The organism is Paenibacillus zeirhizosphaerae (assembly GCF_030705605.1).
Taxonomy (GTDB): Bacteria; Bacillota; Bacilli; order Paenibacillales; family Paenibacillaceae; genus Paenibacillus; species Paenibacillus zeirhizosphaerae.
On record NZ_JAPCKK010000001.1, the window covers coordinates 192,936 to 211,535 of the forward strand.

Here is an 18,600-nt window from a genome sequence, read left to right on the forward strand (position 1 = left end):
TGCAGCGGCCAGCTCGTATTACGAACAGCCATGGAAGGGTTAATGCTGATCATGGCTGTTTTTGCATTGGCTTATGTTCCCGAAAGCTAAGGTCTTCTTTCTAGGGCCAGCTTGGTTATTTTGCCGTAAAGCAATGCATCATAATAGTTGTCTTCTATAAAATAGTGATCTTTTAACCGCCCTTCTAATGCATACCCGCTCTTTTCAAGGATACGGGCGGAGCCGATATTCGCATCTACCACACTGGCATACAGTTTGTGGAGCTGAAGGGATTCAAATGCGAATTCACTCATTAAACCAACGGCTTCTGTGCCATAACCCTTGCCCCAATGCTCCTTATGCAGAACATAACCAATCTCGGCGTGATTGGCTTCTTTGTCAAAATTAAAAATCATAGCGGTCCCTATCACTGCCTGGAAGGTATTCATTAAATTCCAGCCGATAAAACGTGACACATCCTCATCTGAAGCATAGCTATGTATCTCTTTAACATTATTTGAGCTTAGTGATTTAAAGCAGATATACTCACCTTCCAATGAATGAAACGAACTTGTATTCATCTTGTTCTCCCTTCAATAATCAGACCCTTAGCGAGCCACGGAACCCCCTTGCACCATAGTAGGAGTCAGCCCCATTGTGGTACATAAAGACAGTGTCGTAGCGGCGATCACAAAAGATGGCCCCGCCGAGTTTTCTAATATTAGCAGGAGTGTTCACCCAACTCGATGTTTTCATATCGAAATTCCCAAGCTTCTGCAGCTCTCGGTATTGTTCTTCCATTAAAAGCTCAATGCCCATGGCAGCAGCCATATCCACAGCGGTATTTTCTGGTTTATGTGCTTTCCTTGATTCCAGCGCTTCACGATCGTAACAAACACTTCTACGGCCTTTAGGACTTTCTGCTGAACAGTCATAGAAAATGTATTCACCCGTCGTTTCATCATGACCAACAACATCCGGTTCACCGCCGGTTATTTCCATTTCATTGAGTGACCATAATTTTTCAGGGTTAGCTTCGAGCTTTGTTTGAACTTTAGTCCATTCTAATCCTTTATGGCGGTTCATGTTTTTCTCAAACCGGGCTTTTATTGTTTCGAGCAGTTCCTCACGTTGTTCGGGTGACAATTCCTTTATGCTGCTGGTTTCGTTATTCTTTGTCATGTTAGCTCTCCTCCTTATATTCGCGGATCCTATATCAAAAGAAGGCATAGAGGCCATCTTCAAAATACTCGTAATCTTCAGCAGTAATAATCTTGTCACCATAACCAGCGAAGAAGGCGCAATGGTCTTCAGTAGATTGAAAAATATTAGGTTTTGGTCTTATGCATTCATTCCACGTTTTACTTCTTCGATGACAGCTTTCACGCCCTCATGAATCTGCTCCGGACGGGCGCGCGAGATGCTGATGCGCAAAAACTTCTCCCGTTGCAGATAGGTTGACAGGTAGAACAGCTTCCCGCTGCCTACGAGCACGCCCCGTTTCTTGAGTTGATCCACTACCCGCTCAAGATTGACCGCCTGCGGTATTTTGAACTGCGTATAAATGCCTGAACGGACATCCGCCACTTCAAGCAGCCCTGCGTCGTTATACATCTTTACCGCGTCGTGCAAGGTCTCAACCCTTGCTTCATACTGCCGATAGATCTTTTCTCGGTGCCTTTCGTACATGCCGTTTTTAATGTAGATATCCAGCGCCGCCTGTGACAGCAGGGCAGCCCCGCCTTGCTGATTGTACGTATGGAACCTGTCTAAAAGCGGCTCAGGCAGCACCACGGCACCGATCCGCAGCCCGGGGAAGATGATTTTCGAGAAACTTTTCAAATACACTACATGCCTGCTCTGGTCATAAGCAAATATGGGCTCAAACCCGCGCCTGTCTCCGAGATCCCCCATATAGTCGTCTTCCAGCACATACACATCGTACTTGGCTGCCAGACGAGCGATCGTCTTTTTCTCCCGCACCCCATAGGATGTGCCGAGCGGATTATGATGTCTCGACATCGTATAAAAGCACTTGATATCCCCGTTGCGAAATAGTTCCTCCAACTGCTGCAAATCAATGCCTTCTGCGGTACGCGCAATGCTCTTCACGGGCAAATTCTCCGCCTCAAGGAACTTTAAATACAAAGTATAGCTCGGCTGTTCCACCAGGATCACCGACCTGCCGTTTGGGAACGGCATTTTCGCTAATGTATGAAGTGCTTGCTGGATGCCCGGTGTCACCGCGATCTGCTGGGCCTTGGCGAACACCTGATCATCGGCAAGATGCTTAACGAGCGTTTCGCGCAAAGCGCTCAGCCCTTGCGGGTCCCCGTAGGTGAACAAATGGTATTTGTATGTATCGATTGCCTTGTTCAAGCAATGCTGAAAATCCCGGTAAGGAAATACATTCAGATCGGGAGAGGAGGATGCAAAATCGATCACCCCATCATCCAACCCGGCCTCTTGCTCTTCGTCTTCCACGATATAATAACCGCTTTGTGGAATCGAATAGATTGCATGACGTTTCTCAAGCTCCGCATAAGCCCTTGTCACCGTGCTGATGCTGCAGCCGTACATGTCCGCCGCCTGACGAACGGATGGCAGTTTCTGTCCGGGGCGAAGCTCGCCTGCAGCCCGCTTTTGTTCAAAATCCGTCAGGATTGCTGAATATTTTTTCATGACATCCTTGCTCCCCATGCCTCCATATTTACCCGAAGTTCTTCTTGGACCCACTATACCGAAAAAAACGCCCAAGCACCATAACCGCTGCCCATAGCTGTATCGGTACAGTTTCGTTTTTTTCGCATTGTGGCATGAAAGGGGAAAGCTTACTATTCAATTACAGATTCGACGCCGCATTCGTCAAAAGGAGGAAACATCAATGCAATCTCAATCTCAACGTGGTCGCTTTTATGCATATTTGGCCGTTCTCGCCTATGCGTTCATTATTGGATTATCCTTTATGTTTACAAAAGTCGCTCTCATGTACGCCGATCCTATCGATACTTTGGCCTTGCGCTTTACTCTGTCATTCGCGGCGATTGTTGTGTTGGTGGCCACCGGTGTGTTTCGCATTTCGCTCAAGGGCAAGCCGTGGCTGAGACTGTTCCTGTTAGCCTTGATGTATCCGCTTGGTTTCTTTACCTTGCAGACATTTGGATTGCAGTATGCTTCATCTGCCGAAGGTGGCATCATTTTTGCGACGACACCAATCCTTACCGCCTTGCTGGCAGGAATCTTTCTGAAGGAAGCCACGACACTGCAGCAGAAGCTCTCGATCCTGTTATCCGTATTTGGCGTGGTATTGATCTTTGTTATGCAAGGTAACGGCATTGAGCTTGCGAATGCAGCGGGCATATTGCTGCTTATCCTGTCATGTCTCGCATCTGCGGGTTATGTCGTCCTTTCGCGTTTTCTGCTTCGCACGTTCACACCGACCGAGGTCACCAGCTCCATGATGGCGATCGGGTGTGTCACCTTTTGGGTCGTGTCGCTCGTTGGTCATGCGGCTGATGGGACGATGAAGCAAATCTTCGCACCGCTGGTGCATGCGGATTTTACCTGGTCCATCTTTTATCTCGGCATATTGGCATCACTGGTGACAGCCTTCTCGTCCAGCTATGCGCTGTCCAAGCTTGAGGCTTCCAAGATCAGCGTTTTTTCCAATCTGTCCACTGTCATCTCCATCGCAGCCGGAGCATTGATGCTCGGAGAGACCGTGACCGTCTACCATCTCATCGGTTCTGTACTCATTATCGCAGGAGTAATCGGCACAAATGTGAAGCAGAAGGCCAAGCAGGGCGGCAACGCTCCGGGTTACCGGACCAAACAAGCAGAGGGATAATACCTGTGACCGTGTACAATAAGGTTCGAATTCCAGGTGGAACGCTCGGCGGGTATAAAAAAACATGATATAGCTACGATAGCAGCTCGACCCCAAAAGAGGGAGGTTAGCTCCCCTTTTTTGCTATTACTGCTGCACAATCTGAATCAGGTTGCCGCATGTATCGTCGAAGACAGCCAGGGTGAGTTTGTCCATTTTTGTCGGCTCTGTAGTAAAATTCACGCCGTTTTCCAGCAAACGTTGGTACTCTTTATGAATATCTGCAACGCCAAACATGGTTGCCGGGTAACCGCCGTCAAATATCTTCTTTTGATACTCTTTGGCGGCAGGATGGTTATTTGGTTCGAGTAAAAGCTCGATACCTTCCGGCTCATTGGGGGAAACAAGCGTGATCCATCTAAATTCTCCGACGGGAACGTCATGCTTTTTCACAAAACCCAGCGTTTCTGTATAAAACTTCAATGCCTTATCTTGATCTTGAACGAATATGCTGGTAACAATGATTTTCATCATGTTGTGCCTCCTTGTGGTATGTGTGATATCGGCGCTTTGTTAACAATCTGGCTCCAATCAGAACAAAGCATACATTCTTGCAGCAAATCCTCTTCAGGTCTTTCATTTCCAGCCCGGTATGGTAAGTTATAGTTGTTATCCGTTTTATTTGAGCTGATTTTAAATGATGGGGGAGGGGCGGGATCATGGAGCTGTACATTTCAAACGAATTAAATCAGGCTGACAAACAAATTCAAAAGTAATCTCAAAACACTATGTTCCGCAGCAGAGAATGGAGATCGCCCGTTTTGTCAGCGAGGTATTGACCATTATGGCGGTGCAGAATGTGGGAACAACGCTTCCTGACTTGTTTGTCATTGGAGCGGTTATGCTGATGCTTACCTGCGGTTCGCTGATTGTAGCGCTGCTGTCCTATGCGAGAGAAGGGGAGGGAACAAACGGTTAACATTTTTCAACATCTTACATATTTGCGTTTGAAACCAAGCTGCCCTTTTTCTGCCGCCTTTTGAATACTTTCGGAAGCGAGCAAGATACTGCTTTTTTTATTGTCCCGTTTAACTTCTACTGGGCCTACGGCCTTTGCGGTCTCGACGGCCTTATCATGGAGCAGCAGATAGGATACCCCTACAGTGTACAAAAAATTATTCATCGAAGATTTCGCTCGTTCGGGAGAATCGTGTATCGTCTTTTCCACAATCTCCAACAAGTCAGCAATTTTGCTTTCGGCAAACTGGGCGTCCGGCCGACTGCCCAACAGCCAGCAGTAACAGCTCCATCCCGCTGACATTTTTAACTCTTCGCCGCTTGCGATCCATTTGTCGGCGATTTCTTGCGCAATATCGGTTTCCGCCAAGGTTACCGCAACGACGTAATCGGACAGCATGTAAAAATAAGCCCCGTCCATCCAGCGTTCAAAATCCGCCCCGGTCATCACTTTTGGATCTGCAATAATGCCAGCAAAGTACATGGCGTCGTAGTTTCCTGTGGCGTAAAGCTGATCGGCCAAAGGCTGATTGGTTTTGATTTTTTTGGCTAGGGGCTTCATAGCACCTGTCGCCACGCCAAAAAGTGGTTCATGCGCTCCATTGGACAAGTACATTTTTTTGAGCCGTTCCTTGCCGAGCGCTTCAAGCTCCTGCATGACCGTTTCTAAATTCATGGTTTTACACTTCCTCCCAATTTTAGTCGTACTTACTTACCTTTATATCATAGCTAAGCACAGCTATTTTTATCTAGGCAGAGAGTGGCAAGGCATCTTCACTTCCCGTTCCAAACTAACAATGAGCAGCACTCCATAAAGTTCTTCTTCGCCATGGTATAATTTAGGGAAATACTTTGGGAGGCGCTGTATGAGTTACTATGGTTCTAAATTTTACGATAACGATAGCAACTTTGAGAATTATATGGAGCGGCGGCAAGGGCAAGAGAACGCAAATGATACTTTGGAGAAGCCTGTCGTATGGGAACTTCTTGGTGATGTCTCAGGAATGAAAATCTTAGATTTAGGTTGTGGTGACGCTAGTTTCGGCATCGAACTATTCAATAAGGGCTGTACGGAGTATATTGGCATTGAAGGTTCTCACAATATGGTTCAAGTTGCCGCGAAGACTTTAGAAGGATACAACGGGATGGTTATTCAAACCATGATTGAAGATTGGGAGTACCCCCATGAATCCTTTCATCTTGTGCTCTCAAGGCTTGCTATTCACTACATACAAGATATTAGAAGTGTTTTCCGTAGAATCCATCAGACTCTGAAACCAAACGGGAAGTTTATATTTTCTGTCGAACATCCTATCATCACATCTACACTTCAACCATCTGGAACCAGAACAAATTGGATTGTAGACAATTATTTTGTAGATGGTTATCGAGAACAACAATGGCTAGGCGGTACAGTCCATAAGTATCATCGTACCATTGAAGATTATTTTATAGCCCTGCAAGAAGCAGGTTTTATCATAGAACAGCTAAGGGAATCCAGACCTATAAGAAAGAACTTCATAAGCGAAGAGACGTATGAACGCAGGCTGAGAATCCCGTTATTTTTATTTCTTTCGGGTACTAGGAAAAAATAGGGAATCCCATGGTAGGGGTGGAAAAGACTTAAACTTTGCAACGCATTTGCATTATCCAACTGCATATTACAGTTTATATCCGCTCGTAATTAATGTTATTTTATTGTACATATTCGAACAAAAATGAGGGGTTCGCCGCGGTTGGCCGCCCCTCTTTGCTTTTTTTTCGCCAATATATCTCCGATTTAATTGTCCTTCCTGACTAACAGTGAGCAACACTCCACATGTGACGAGTAGACAGTGACAATAAACATATATGTGTCCGCAGGATTGGTGTTTGCTCAATGTTAAACTGGTTCTATTGGGGGTTCGTTTATTTCCTTCTGCCGATATACAACAAATGAGACGATATTCCCAAGACGGAAGGGTCCTTAGCGAGTTCAATAAGTAAGTTCATCAGACTCTGCGACTCACCTTTTTCTTCCCAAGACTGCCTTTGTTCATTACTTATTATTCCACCAATACTAGAAGAACCAATCAAATCAACTGTTTCAAATCCTTGGCTTTCCATAAAGGGCTTAATATCATTGATGTTGAAGTAATATGCTCCTGTAAATCGTCCCTTATCTACGTGATTAAAAATCCCAGTATCGCGGAACTCTTTTATTGAATCCATAGTGTCATTGGGCTTCCAGTGCTGTGGATATTGCAAGGAAGTTATTGTCATTCTCATCTTACTTTGAAAAGCGACAAAAATGATACCTCCCTTTTTTGTAACGCGAAACAACTCTCTTACAGCATTTATCCGTTCTTCTTCCCTTTGTAAGTGGTAAAGAGGTCCTAACATCAAAGTAGCATCAAACATCTCATTGGGTAATCCGTCCAAGTTTATAGCATTTAACACATGAAAGCCGTTGAAGTGTTCCGTTAAGCCCAGTTCGCTTGCCTTCTTCTTAGCAATTTCAACTAGTCTAGGTGTTAAGTCAGAAAGAGTTACATTAAATCCTAGCTTCGCTAGCTCCATTGAATATTTCCCGGGTCCTGCCCCATTGTCAAATACATTACCATGGGGAGGTAGATATTTTTTAATGTAATGCCAGTTAATGATAAACTCTAGTGGTTCCCTATCCAACCTACCCCACTCGTCAAAATGGGAATAATAATCAATAACGTTTTCCATCTGATAACACCTGCCTTAAATACTTCATAACGTATTACGCCGTAATTCATAAAAATACTGCACGATTGGATGCTTTAACTTCATCTTCTCGGACATGTTTAAAATCCGCTTTTTTCCAATTCTTCGGTCCACCAATGCTAAAATATTCAACAAGATATCATTGCTCTCTATGCTCTCCTCTACAGAGGTAGATAAGAACTTATTAGCCACAACGGTAAAATTTGATTTACTTAATGAGGCCTGTGCTGACAAAAGCTCTTTTGCATATTCTGATGTTTTTCTGCTTCGAACAATTACTATTAGACGATCCTCCGGCACTGTCCCCTTGGTATCTTTTTTGACCGCTTCAATGTCGTCACTGGTGATAGGAATTTGGATAGCTGGGTCATTCTTAATTTCCTGCTCCGTTTGATACCATCTGATGAAGCTGGTTTTATCACTCATCCTGAGTATGTTCTTTTTATCTACCGAAATATAACAAATACCTGATTTATCAGGTAAATAACGGTACCCTGGTGCGCGGTATTCCACCCTTCCATTTAACGCAGGACTGAGAAAGCTCTCAAGTTGTTGCTTCAATTTGCTCCAGGACATATAACCCCCCTAAGTTCTATTAGAATCTGAATAAGGTTCCGAATTCCTCAGCCTAGTCATGTTCCTTGTTTCCAAATTCATCGAGCAGCGCACGTACTTCACTTGTAGACTTGGTGTTCATTAGGCTATTTCTTAATTCACTTGCCCCTCGAAATCCACGGACATATATTTTAAAGAAGCGGGGAAGAGGCCTGAACGAACGGGGTTCCAGTGCTGAATATTGATCATGGAGATCCAGATGCAGCCGCAGCAAATCAAGCAATTCCCTGCTACTGTGAACCTTCGGCTCCTTCTCAAAAGCAAATGGATTATGAAAAATACCACGCCCAATCATAATACCATCCACACCGTATTGCTCAGCGAGCTGCAAGCCGGTCTGACGGTCAGGGATATCCCCGTTAATGGTCAGAAGTGTACCTGGCGCCACCTCATCACGAAGCTTCTTAATTTCCGGAATCAGTTCCCAATGAGCATCTACTTTACTCATTTCCTCTCTTGTCCGCAGATGGATGGACAGATTAACAATGTCTTGTTTCAAAATATGGGTTAACCAGCCGCGCCATTCGTCTACGGCACTAAAACCGAGCCTTGTTTTTACGCTAACGGGCAGTCCCCCGGCTTTTGCGGCCTGGATGATATCCGCTGCAATTTCAGGACGGCAGATCAGACCGCTTCCCTTCCCATTTTCTGCTACATTCGCTACAGGACACCCCATATTAATATCGATGCCTTTAAACCCTTCTTTCGCCATACCGATGCTCATTTGACGAAAGTATTCCGGCTTATCTCCCCAGATATGAGCTACAATAGGCTGTTCATCCTCTGTAAAAGTCAAACGCCCGCGCACACTATGGTTCCCCTCCGGGTGACAATAACTTTCTGTATTCGCAAACTCCGTAAAAAACACATCCGGTCTGGCTGCTTCACTTACGACATGGCGAAAAACAACATCCGTCACATCTTCCATGGGCGCCAGTATAAAGAAAGGCCGTGGTAAATCAAGCCAAAAATGATCTGTCATGTCAAAAACCTCTCTATGAATATCTGTACAACTCTTTATCCCGAAACGGTAAACTAATCTGTTCATGCTCTTACTTCTTCTTCACTTACAGCATGTAAACAACGTATATCAAACGATAGATCTTCGTATTATTTGTCCTTTCGCACTAACAATGCCACTGACTCCACATGACTGGTCTGCGGGAACATGTCGACAGGCTGAACCCACTCGATCGAATACCCACCATCCAGCAGCACCTTGCAATCCTTGGCCAAAGTAGAAGGGTTGCAGGATACATAGACGAAGCGCTTCGGCTTCGTACGCAGGATCGTGTCCAGAAACTTGCGGTCCAGGCCGGTACGCGGCGGGTCGGCAACGATGACGTCAGGGGAGAAGCCTGATTTCACCCAGCGTGGCAGCAGTTCCTCCGCTTCTCCAACATAGAAGGAGGCGTTGGTCCGGTTGTTGCGCTCCGCATTACGTTTGGCGTCCTCGACGGCTTCCGGAATGACCTCGATGCCCCTGACTTCCTTGGCGTAAGGGGCCAGCCACAAACCGATGGTGCCTGTCCCACAATAAGCATCCACAACGGTTTCACGCCCGGTCAGGCCAGCCGCAACTTTGACGCTCTCATACAGCTTGACCGTCTGCTGCGGATTGAGCTGGAAGAATGCGCGTGGAGACAGGGCGAACTCCAGGTCGCCGAGTGATTCCTGCATGGCTCCCGCTCCCCAGAGCGTAGTCGTTTTATCGCCAAAAATGAGCGATGTGCGCTTTGGATTCACGTTCATGGAGATGCCTGTCACTTCCGGCAGCGTGAGGCGCAGCAGGCGGACAAGGTCATCCTTGCGCGGTAGCTGGTTGCTCGCAGTGATCAGTGTCACCTGCAGATGGCCGGATTGAAAGCCATGACGGATAACGATGGTGCGGACACCGTCGCGGGAGCCGTTGTCTTTGTATAGCGGAATCCGTAATTCTTCCAGCACGGATTTGACTTTTTCCACGGCTTCATTGACCTGCGGATGCTGGATCGGACAGCCGCTGATGTCCACGATATCATGGCTTTCCGCTTCATACAGCCCGGCAATGACCTCACCCTGGCGGCGGGTAAGCTGCAACTGTGCTTTGTTACGGTAATCCCACGGATGCTCCATACCCAGCACCGGCTTCATCCGTATATCCTCCAGCCCGGCATAACGCCTGAACGCTTCGCGTATGATATCCGCTTTAGCCTCCAACTGGCCTTCATAAGAAAGATGCTGGATCTGGCAGCCGCCACAGACGCCGAATACGGGGCAGGGGGGCTCAATGCGATGAGGGGACCTTTTCTCAATATCGGTCAATTCTGCTTTAATGAATTTAGGTTGAACATCAATCACTTTGGCTTTGACGACTTCCCCGCTAAGGGCCCCGTCAATAAAAACGGCCTTGCGGCGGTAATATCCGACACCTTCTCCGTTGATGCCGAGCCGTTTGATTGTGACGACGATACGGTCGTCCGAGCGCAGCTCCTCTGCATCAGCAGCACCTGCGGGTTTGCGGGAGAAGGGCTGTGTGTATGTCCCTTTTGGCTTGGGGCCGGAAGAGACCATCTTGGCACCCGTATTGGCATTGTTTTTGCCTGTATGTGTTTTTAGCTGAGATTGCTTTTTTGGTTGTGCATAGGTTTGGGCTCCCTTACGGGGGCGTTTTTGTTCACCCATAACGGTAATATCTCCATCCTTTGTAGTATCGCGTCCACTATACCATGCGAGCAGGCGGAATGCTATGTACGACATTTAACGGAAGCTTGCGTTAGCGGTTGATGATCTACGTATAAATAGAAAGTACCGGCTATCTTAACAAGATAACCGGTACTTTCTTACGCTAAACCTTAAGTGACGACAAATTCTACCAGCAGAGGTGTTGCTCCGTCAAGTGCATCACCGCCAGGTATAGTGATCGTTGTCGTCGAGATCGTTGAAGTGTCGGCTAATTGAATAACACCGTTGATATAGAGAACGTAGTAAGCAAAAGAGGCTGGAAAAGCTGTTGCTGCCGCTCCGGCATCATTTGTAAAGGTGGTTGCGGCAACGGCGAACGTCGGACCTGTTCCGGTTCCGGCTCCAATTGTAGAAGCGAACTTTCTGGAGGCCTGGAAGGGAGGAGTTATTGGCATTGTGACTCACCTCCTTTCTCTATACCAAGATATGTTTGGCAAAGAGAGAAAGAGACGGCAAAAGAACGAGGTTAAAAGTGTGTTTTTATAGATTGCTAGATAACCGGACTTGTTATGTGATAAGGGCAGTAAAGTTTACAATTACTAAAGTGATTGGAGTTCCGGCATAAAGGGTCCCTCCCCCGTTATTTAATGTTAATGCAGATGAAGTTACATTATAGAAGCTTCCCTCTTGCAAGATTCCGTTGATAAATAAGTTGTTGTAGCTGTTTGGTCCAAGTCCGCTGAATGTTGCGGCCAGGTTACCGGAATCATCAATGAACTGGGTTGCGGCGTACGTTACAGGAACAGATAAACTCGCATCACTTGGGGGAATAAGAGAATATCTGGTCGCTGTAGGAATGATACTAATGCTGGTTATGGAAGGTCCGGTTGGTCCTGTCGGTCCGATCGGTCCGATGTCGCCCGTGGGTCCGGTCGCGCCGATATCCCCTGTGGGTCCTGTAGCGCCGATGTCCCCTGTGGGTCCGGTCGCGCCGATGTCGCCCGTGGGTCCAGTAGCGCCCGCGTCCCCCGTGGGTCCGGTCGCGCCGATGTCCCCCGTGGGTCCGGTCGCGCCGATGTCACCCGAGGGTCCTGTAGCGCCCGCGTCCCCCGTGGGTCCTGTAGCGCCGATGTCGCCCGTGGGTCCAGTAGCGCCCGCGTCCCCCGTGGGTCCGGTCGCACCGATGTCCCCTGTGGGTCCAGTCGCGCCCGTGTCGCCCGAGGGTCCAGTAGCGCCCGCGTCCCCCGTGGGTCCGGTCGCGCCGATGTCCCCTGTAGGTCCAGTAGCGCCCGCGTCCCCCGTGGGTCCGGTCGCGCCGATGTTCCCTGTGGGTCCAGTAGCGCCCGCGTCCCCTGTGGGTCCGGTCGCACCGATGTCCCCTGTGGGTCCTGTAGCGCCCGTGTCGCCCGTGGGTCCAGTAGCGCCCGCGTCCCCCGTGGGTCCGGTCGCGCCGATGTTCCCTGTGGGTCCAGTAGCGCCCGCGTCCCCTGTGGGTCCGGTCGCACCGATGTCCCCTGTGGGTCCAGTAGCGCCCGCGTCCCCTGTGGGTCCGGTCGCACCGATGTCCCCTGTGGGTCCTGTAGCGCCCGTGTCGCCCGTGGGTCCAGTAGCGCCCGCGTCCCCCGTGGGTCCGGTCGCACCGATGTCCCCTGTGGGTCCTGTCGCGCCGATATCCCCTGTGGGTCCAGTAGCGCCGATGTCGCCCGAGGGTCCTGTAGCGCCCGCGTCCCCCGTCGGTCCCGTAGCGCCTGTTGGCCCGGGTGGTCCGCCAGATGGTCCTGTCGGTCCAATCGCGCCCGTCGGTCCCGTGGCTCCAGTGGCCCCAACATCGCCCGTGGGTCCGATGTCGCCGGTGGCTCCCGTCGGTCCTGTACCGCCTGTCGGTCCGGTTACTCCGGTGTCACCCGTAGCCCCGATCGCGCCTGTTGGTCCCGTGTCGCCCGAGGGTCCGGTCGCACCCATGTCGCCCGTAGCTCCGGTCGCGCCCATGTCGCCCGTGGCTCCAGTAGCGCCTATGCCGCCCGTGGCTCCAGTCGCACCCGCGTCTCCCGTGGGTCCGGTCGCACCCGCGTCTCCCGTGGGTCCGGTTGCGCCGATGTCTCCCGTAGCGCCTGTTGGCCCGGGTGGTCCGCCAGATGGTCCTGTCGGTCCAATTGCGCCCGTCGGTCCCGTGGCTCCAGTAACGCCTGTCGCGCCCGTGCCGCCCGAGGGTCCAGTCGCGCCTGTGCCGCCCGAGGGTCCGGTCGCACCCGTGTCTCCCGAGGGTCCAGTCGCACCCGCGTCTCCCGAGGGTCCGGTTGCGCCGATGTCTCCCGTAGCGCCTGTTGGCCCGGGTGGTCCGCCAGATGGTCCTGTCGGTCCAATTGCGCCCGTCGGTCCCGTGGCTCCAGTAACGCCTGTCGCGCCGATGTCGCCCGAGGGTCCCGTAGCGCCTGTGCCGCCCGAGGGTCCAGTCGCGCCCGTGTCTCCCGTTGGTCCGGTCGCGCCGATGTCGCCCGTTGGTCCGGTCGCGCCCGCGTCTCCTGTGGGTCCAGTAGCTCCCGCGTCCCCTGTGGGTCCGGTCGCGCCCGCGTCTCCTGTTGGTCCGGTCGCGCCCGCGTCTCCTGTGGGTCCGGTCGCGCCGATGTCTCCCGTAGCGCCGGTCGCGCCTGTGTTGCCCGTGGCTCCAGTCGCACCCATGTCGCCCGTTGGTCCGGTCGCGCCCGTGTCGCCCGTTGGTCCGGTCGCGCCTGTGCCGCCCGAGGGTCCAGTCGCGCCCGTGTCGCCCGTTGGTCCGGTCGCGCCTGTGCCGCCCGAGGGTCCAGTCGCGCCCGCGTCTCCTGTGGGTCCGGTCACGCCCGTGTCTCCTGTGGGTCCAGTCGCGCCCGCGTCTCCTGTGGGTCCAGTCGCGCCCGTGTCCCCTGTGGGTCCGGTCGCGCCCGTGTCGCCCGTTGGTCCGGTCGCCCCTGTGTCGCCCGTAGCTCCAGTAGCGCCGGTCGCGCCTGTGGCTCCGGTCGTCCCCGTAGCCCCAGTAGTGCCTGTGCCCCCTGTAGGTCCCGCCGGTCCTGTGTTACCCGTTGGTCCTGTTGCTGGAATCAGCGTTTCTATGCGCACATTTGCTGAACCTTGTGTGACTTCGATTGACAGCGTATCGGAAAAAAAGTTAACACTTTCTCCGACCCCCACCGTAGCGGAACCGGTTGTTCCATTAACATAAAACAGGAATGTTCCTGGAGCAGGTCCGCCCGTCGGACCTGTTGGACCTGTTGGACCAATTGAATTTGGTGCGGATAAAATACTATCCAGCTTGTTTTGCAATACCCATTCTTTTCTGGTTACATCCTTCAGCATATTTCTGACACTATCGTTGACGGCCAAAAGCTCGCTTACTGTAGGAGCCGACCCGGTAAAACCCGGTAGCGTCCCAAGCACATATTGTAGCTTTTCGCCTTCTGCATTAAGAATGTGGCTTAGGCTAAGCTCTTCAAGAGCTATAGAAGATATCAGCAAGTTGATAGCATCATCTCTGGTTAAGGATATATCAGGGGTTATGTTAGGCATATTGGATTGTGACACTTGATAGCCTCCTTTTCATCATTGTATTTTCCTTTTTCTTCGGTGCTTTTATGGTTTTTTCTTCATAAACGCTAACGCAATCTCCTTAGCAGTTAGCCGTTTAATTAAATAATGTATACTATGTCGTCTGAGCATCAGCGGCACCTAATAAGGGGTTGAAAAGAAACTCGTGTTTTGAAGAGACAGCGGTGCGGCATGGTTGCCCATTTTTTCGAAGCCCGCTAAACTAGAGATACATGCGGGCTGCGGCCGGTTGCCCAGTTCCGCTGCCTATTGAAATGATGTCGCATTGATGGGACAATAACTTGTACTGGCTGTTTAGGCTGCAAAAGCAGCTTAGCATGTGAACGAGAGGTTTATTGGCGTTATTCACGCTGGATTATAAGGGGTTATGAACTATGAACGTGCAAGCACCGGGTCTGGAACAGGCGCGCGAGCTTTTGATCAAGTTTTACGGATATCCCGATTTCCGGGAAGGACAGAAGAAAATTGTAGAGAGTTTGCTGCGGGGCAGCGATACGCTTGGGATCATGCCGACAGGTGGGGGGAAATCCATCTGCTACCAGATTCCGGCGCTGCTGCATGACGGACTCACGCTTGTTGTATCCCCGCTGATTTCGTTGATGAAGGACCAGGTGGATGCACTGACTGCCATGGGCATTCAGGCTGCTTTCATTAATAGTACCTTGAGCGGCCGGGAAGTGAATGACCGCATCCGGCGAGCGCAGCGCGGAGACCTGAAGCTGCTGTATGTGGCGCCGGAACGTCTGGAGCTGGACTGGTTCCGCGAGGAGATGTCCCAGTTACCGATCTCCTGCGTTGCTGTGGATGAAGCGCACTGTGTGTCGCAGTGGGGACATGATTTCCGGACAAGCTACCTGGCTGTGGCCCCGTTTGTGGACAGTCTGCCGCAGCGTCCGATCCTGGCTGCCTTCACGGCAACGGCGACACCGCAGGTTATGGATGATATTGTACGCTTGCTGCGGCTGCGTGAGCCCGGGACGTTTGTCACTGGTCTTGGTCGTGATAACCTGGCGTTTCATGTGCTCCGGGGTGAGGACAAGAAGGCTTATATCATGAACTATGTGCGTGAGCGTGCCGGAGAGGCCGGCATTATCTATGCGGCGACACGGAAAGATGTCGATGATTTGTACCAGCGCTTGCGTGATGCCGGTCTTGCGGCTGGGCGTTATCATGCCGGAATGAGCGATGATGAGCGCGCAGAAAGTCAGGAGGCTTTTCTGTATGACGATATTCAGGTCGTGGTAGCGACGAATGCCTTCGGTATGGGCATCGATAAATCGAACGTGCGGTATGTGCTGCATTATAATATGCCGAAAAACATGGAAGCCTACGTTCAGGAAGCCGGGCGGGCCGGACGTGACGGCGATCCGAGCCAGTGCATTCTGCTGTTCGGGCCGCAGGATATTGTGACTCAGAAATTCCTGATTGAGCAGAACCCGCAGGATGAGGAACGCAAGCGTAACGACTACCGGAAGCTGCAGCAGATGGTCGACTATTGTTATACGACCCGCTGTCTGCGCAGTGCGCAGTTGGATTATTTCGGCGAAGCGCATGATGACACGCCGTGCGGGAATTGCAGTTCCTGCACTGATGAGCGCGAGCTCGTGGACATGACGGTGGATGCGCAGAAAATCTTTTCCTGCATTCACCGCATGCGGGAACGGTTTGGTGCGACGATGGTTGCGGCTGTGCTGAAGGGCTCCCGTAACAAAAAGGTGCTGCAGTACGGCTTTGACAGCCTGCCGACCTACGGTGTTATGGGCAACCGCACCGAGAAGGAGATAGTAGAGATTATCAACGTGCTGATCTCGGAGGGATATCTGTCCCTCAGTGAAGGACAATATCCGGTTGTTCGGCTGCAGCAGCTTGCTGCGGAGGTGCTGAAGGGACAGCGGCAGGTCATGCAGCGTATCGTGCGGCATGCGACCGCCGTTTCTGGCGGTGCGGGCGGCCGGCGCAGCCGGGATGCTTATCCGTCGGCAGTCAATGAGACGGTATTTGAGCAGCTTCGTTTGATCCGCCGTGACTTGGCAGCGAAGGAGCATGTGCCTTCCTATATTATTTTCAACGATGCCACCCTGAGGGAAATGAGTGTGGCCAATCCGCAGAGCGAAGCGGATATGCTGCGTATCAAAGGGGTCGGCGAGGTGAAATTCCGGAAGTACGGGAAACCGTTCCTGGATTTCTTCCTGAACCAGACGGGCGATCCCGTGCCGGTATATGACGACGATTTTTAAACAATCCACGCAAAGGTCGTGACCCATGAAAGTCATTCTGTCTACTTTAAATGCGAAGTATATTCATACCTCGCTCGCCATCCGCTGTCTGAAGGCATATAGCGAACGTGATTTTGACATTGAGCTGGCGGAGTATACAATCAAGGACCCGGTGATGAACATCATCTCGGACCTGTACCGGCGCGGAGCGGACGTGATTGGCTTCTCCTGCTACATCTGGAACATCGAAGAGACGATCAAGGTCGTTGATATATTGAAAAAGGTCATGCCTGACGTGAAGATCGTGCTCGGAGGGCCGGAGGTCTCCTATGATACGGAATACTGGATGAATCGGCTGCAGAATGTTGACTTCATCGTCATGGGTGAAGGGGAGGAGTCGTTTCATCAGCTTCTGCAGGAGATTGAGGGGGCGGGCAAGTATCATTTTGTGTACGGCCTTGCTTACCGCAAGGGTGAAGAGGTCATCCTCATGCCGGGCCGGCCGAAGGCCAATCTAAACGAGCTGCCGAGTCCGCATCGGTTCCCGGAGGATATTCCGGAGCTGGGAAAAAGGGTTGTCTACTTCGAAACCAGCCGCGGCTGCCCGTTCAGTTGTCAGTTCTGCCTATCCAGTATTGAGGTCGGCGTGCGTTATTTTGATATCGAGCGGACCAAATCCGATCTGCTGTACCTGATCGATAACGGAGCCAAGCTGATTAAATTTGTCGACCGCACATTTAACATCAAACGGGATTACGCCCTTGAGATGTTCAAATTCCTGATCGAAAATCACCGCGGCTGCGTATTCCAGTTTGAGATTACGGCGGACATTATGCGGCCGGAGGTGCTGGATTATCTGGCAGAGCACGCGCCGCCGGACATCTTCCGGTTCGAGATTGGTGTGCAGTCAACCAATGACCCGACGAACGAGCTGGTGAAGCGGCGGCAGAACTTTGCCAAGCTGACCCGCACGGTCACGAAGGTCAAGGAGAGCGGCAAAATCGACCAGCATCTGGATCTGATCGCAGGTCTGCCGCTGGAGGATTATAATACGTTCCGTAAAACCTTTAACGATGTGTTCGCACTTGGTCCCGAGGAGCTGCAGCTCGGATTTCTCAAAATGCTGCGCGGCACCGGGCTGCGTCTGGACGCCGAGAAGTATAACTACACTTATATGGATGTCGCGCCGTATGAAATGCTGAGCAACGATGTGCTGTCTTTTGCCGATATTGTCCGCTTGAAACGCCTGGAGGATGTGCTGGAGAAATACTGGAACGCCCATCGGATGGATCATACGCTTCATTATCTGATCGAGCGGGAATTCGCTTCAGCGTTCGACTTCTTTCAGGAGTTCGGAGACTACTGGGAGGAGCGAGGCTGGCAGAAGATCGGGCATCAGCTTGAGGATCTGTTCACCCGGCTCTATGCATTTCTGGGGCAGCGTGAGACGAAAAGAATGGATGTTATTCTCGGCCTGATGAAGCTGGACTACTTCCTGAACCATAAATATAAGCCGCGTAAAATCTGGTGGGAAGCTTCGATCGATAAGGGTGACCGCAGCGAGTATGTTAAGCTGGCGGCGCAGCAGCCGGATGCGGTGCGGGCAGTCGAAGGAGAACGATTCGCACCCCCGGCATTTACCGAGCTGGGCATGGGGGAGAAGGAGCTGCAGAAATTCGCGGTGGTCGATATGCTGCCGTTCCGGCTTGAGCATGTTCTTGGTGGCGGCAGCGCTCTGACGGCCGAAGGGCGTACGCTCCTGATCGTGGTATACCAACAGAATGAAGACCAAAAGCCGTGGTATTACACGATGGCGCTAGGTAAAGAGGCTGCGGTCATCTGAATGTTATAGTGTTCGATGAATCATGATCCCTTCTGGTGGCTAACAGATAAGGTCATTTGACCCTATGATTGTTTGTTACAGCCGGAAGGGATTTTTTTGTTGACATTACTATATAAAAGTAATACTAT

General features: G+C 51.0%; 16 protein-coding genes. 5 read left to right on the forward strand and 11 right to left on the reverse strand.

The features are described from left to right. Positions 1–86: 86 nt before the first annotated feature. From OIN60_RS00920 to OIN60_RS00930, 3 genes are all read right to left on the reverse strand, one after another. Positions 87–560 (reverse strand): GNAT family N-acetyltransferase, encoded by a 474-nt coding sequence (locus OIN60_RS00920; protein ID WP_305752986.1) that lies wholly within the window; start codon positions 558–560, stop codon positions 87–89. A gap of 19 nt (positions 561–579) precedes the next feature. Next, complete coding sequence (locus tag OIN60_RS00925) at positions 580–1,161, reverse strand: DUF4256 domain-containing protein (RefSeq protein ID WP_305752987.1); 582 nt, start codon at positions 1,159–1,161, stop codon at positions 580–582. 159 nt (positions 1,162–1,320) lie between these two features. Further along, a complete protein-coding gene (locus tag OIN60_RS00930; protein ID WP_305752988.1) occupies positions 1,321–2,661 on the reverse strand; it encodes an aminotransferase-like domain-containing protein in 1,341 nt (446 codons plus the stop codon). 202 nt (positions 2,662–2,863) lie between these two features. Here OIN60_RS00930 and OIN60_RS00935 point away from each other — a divergent pair, with 202 nt between their 5' ends. Next, on the forward strand, positions 2,864–3,826 hold the full coding sequence (locus tag OIN60_RS00935; protein WP_305752989.1) for a DMT family transporter: 963 nt from the start codon (positions 2,864–2,866) through the stop codon (positions 3,824–3,826). 126 nt (positions 3,827–3,952) lie between these two features. Here the strand turns inward: OIN60_RS00935 and glxB are convergent, their stop codons facing one another. Next, positions 3,953–4,336 carry a methylglyoxalase gene (gene glxB, locus OIN60_RS00940; RefSeq protein WP_305753177.1) on the reverse strand — a complete coding sequence of 128 codons (384 nt, stop codon included), beginning with the start codon at positions 4,334–4,336 and terminating at the stop codon, positions 3,953–3,955. 274 nt (positions 4,337–4,610) lie between these two features. Between glxB and OIN60_RS00945 the strand changes: the two genes are divergently transcribed. Beyond that, on the forward strand, positions 4,611–4,784 hold the full coding sequence (locus OIN60_RS00945) for a hypothetical protein (RefSeq protein WP_305752990.1): 174 nt from the start codon (positions 4,611–4,613) through the stop codon (positions 4,782–4,784). 6 nt (positions 4,785–4,790) lie between these two features. Here OIN60_RS00945 and OIN60_RS00950 read toward each other — a convergent pair whose 3' ends face one another. Beyond that, entirely contained in the window at positions 4,791–5,498 is a 708-nt protein-coding gene (locus OIN60_RS00950) for a DNA alkylation repair protein (RefSeq protein ID WP_305752991.1), read from the reverse strand. A 190-nt stretch (positions 5,499–5,688) separates the two neighbouring features. On the opposite strand from OIN60_RS00950, the gene OIN60_RS00955 reads away from it, so the two are divergent. Continuing rightward, on the forward strand, positions 5,689–6,417 hold the full coding sequence (locus OIN60_RS00955) for a class I SAM-dependent methyltransferase (RefSeq protein WP_305752992.1): 729 nt from the start codon (positions 5,689–5,691) through the stop codon (positions 6,415–6,417). A 313-nt stretch (positions 6,418–6,730) separates the two neighbouring features. Here OIN60_RS00955 and OIN60_RS00960 read toward each other — a convergent pair whose 3' ends face one another. The 6 genes from OIN60_RS00960 to OIN60_RS00985 all read right to left on the reverse strand — a co-directional run bounded on the left by OIN60_RS00960 (position 6,731) and on the right by OIN60_RS00985 (position 14,389). Then, positions 6,731–7,537, reverse strand: coding sequence for a class I SAM-dependent methyltransferase (locus tag OIN60_RS00960; RefSeq protein ID WP_305752993.1), 807 nt, complete (start codon positions 7,535–7,537; stop codon positions 6,731–6,733). A 24-nt stretch (positions 7,538–7,561) separates the two neighbouring features. Then, positions 7,562–8,131, reverse strand: a complete 570-nt coding sequence (locus OIN60_RS00965; RefSeq protein WP_305752994.1) for an SF0329 family protein — start codon at positions 8,129–8,131, stop codon at positions 7,562–7,564. 52 nt (positions 8,132–8,183) lie between these two features. Continuing rightward, positions 8,184–9,152, reverse strand: a complete 969-nt coding sequence (locus OIN60_RS00970) for a tRNA dihydrouridine synthase (RefSeq protein ID WP_305752995.1) — start codon at positions 9,150–9,152, stop codon at positions 8,184–8,186. Between the two features lie 128 nt (positions 9,153–9,280). Next, positions 9,281–10,723 (reverse strand): 23S rRNA (uracil(1939)-C(5))-methyltransferase RlmD, encoded by a 1,443-nt coding sequence (gene rlmD / locus OIN60_RS00975; RefSeq protein WP_370872342.1) that lies wholly within the window; start codon positions 10,721–10,723, stop codon positions 9,281–9,283. A gap of 281 nt (positions 10,724–11,004) precedes the next feature. Continuing rightward, entirely contained in the window at positions 11,005–11,289 is a 285-nt protein-coding gene (locus OIN60_RS00980; protein ID WP_305752997.1) for a DUF4183 domain-containing protein, read from the reverse strand. 112 nt (positions 11,290–11,401) lie between these two features. Then, positions 11,402–14,389 carry an alpha-helical endospore appendage domain-containing protein gene (locus OIN60_RS00985; RefSeq protein ID WP_305752998.1) on the reverse strand — a complete coding sequence of 996 codons (2,988 nt, stop codon included), beginning with the start codon at positions 14,387–14,389 and terminating at the stop codon, positions 11,402–11,404. A gap of 398 nt (positions 14,390–14,787) precedes the next feature. Between OIN60_RS00985 and recQ the strand changes: the two genes are divergently transcribed. Then, positions 14,788–16,650, forward strand: a complete 1,863-nt coding sequence (gene recQ, locus OIN60_RS00990; protein ID WP_305752999.1) for a DNA helicase RecQ — start codon at positions 14,788–14,790, stop codon at positions 16,648–16,650. Positions 16,651–16,675: 25 nt separating this feature from the next. Next, positions 16,676–18,472 carry a B12-binding domain-containing radical SAM protein gene (locus OIN60_RS00995; protein WP_305753000.1) on the forward strand — a complete coding sequence of 599 codons (1,797 nt, stop codon included), beginning with the start codon at positions 16,676–16,678 and terminating at the stop codon, positions 18,470–18,472. The last annotated feature ends 128 nt before the right edge of the window (positions 18,473–18,600 follow it).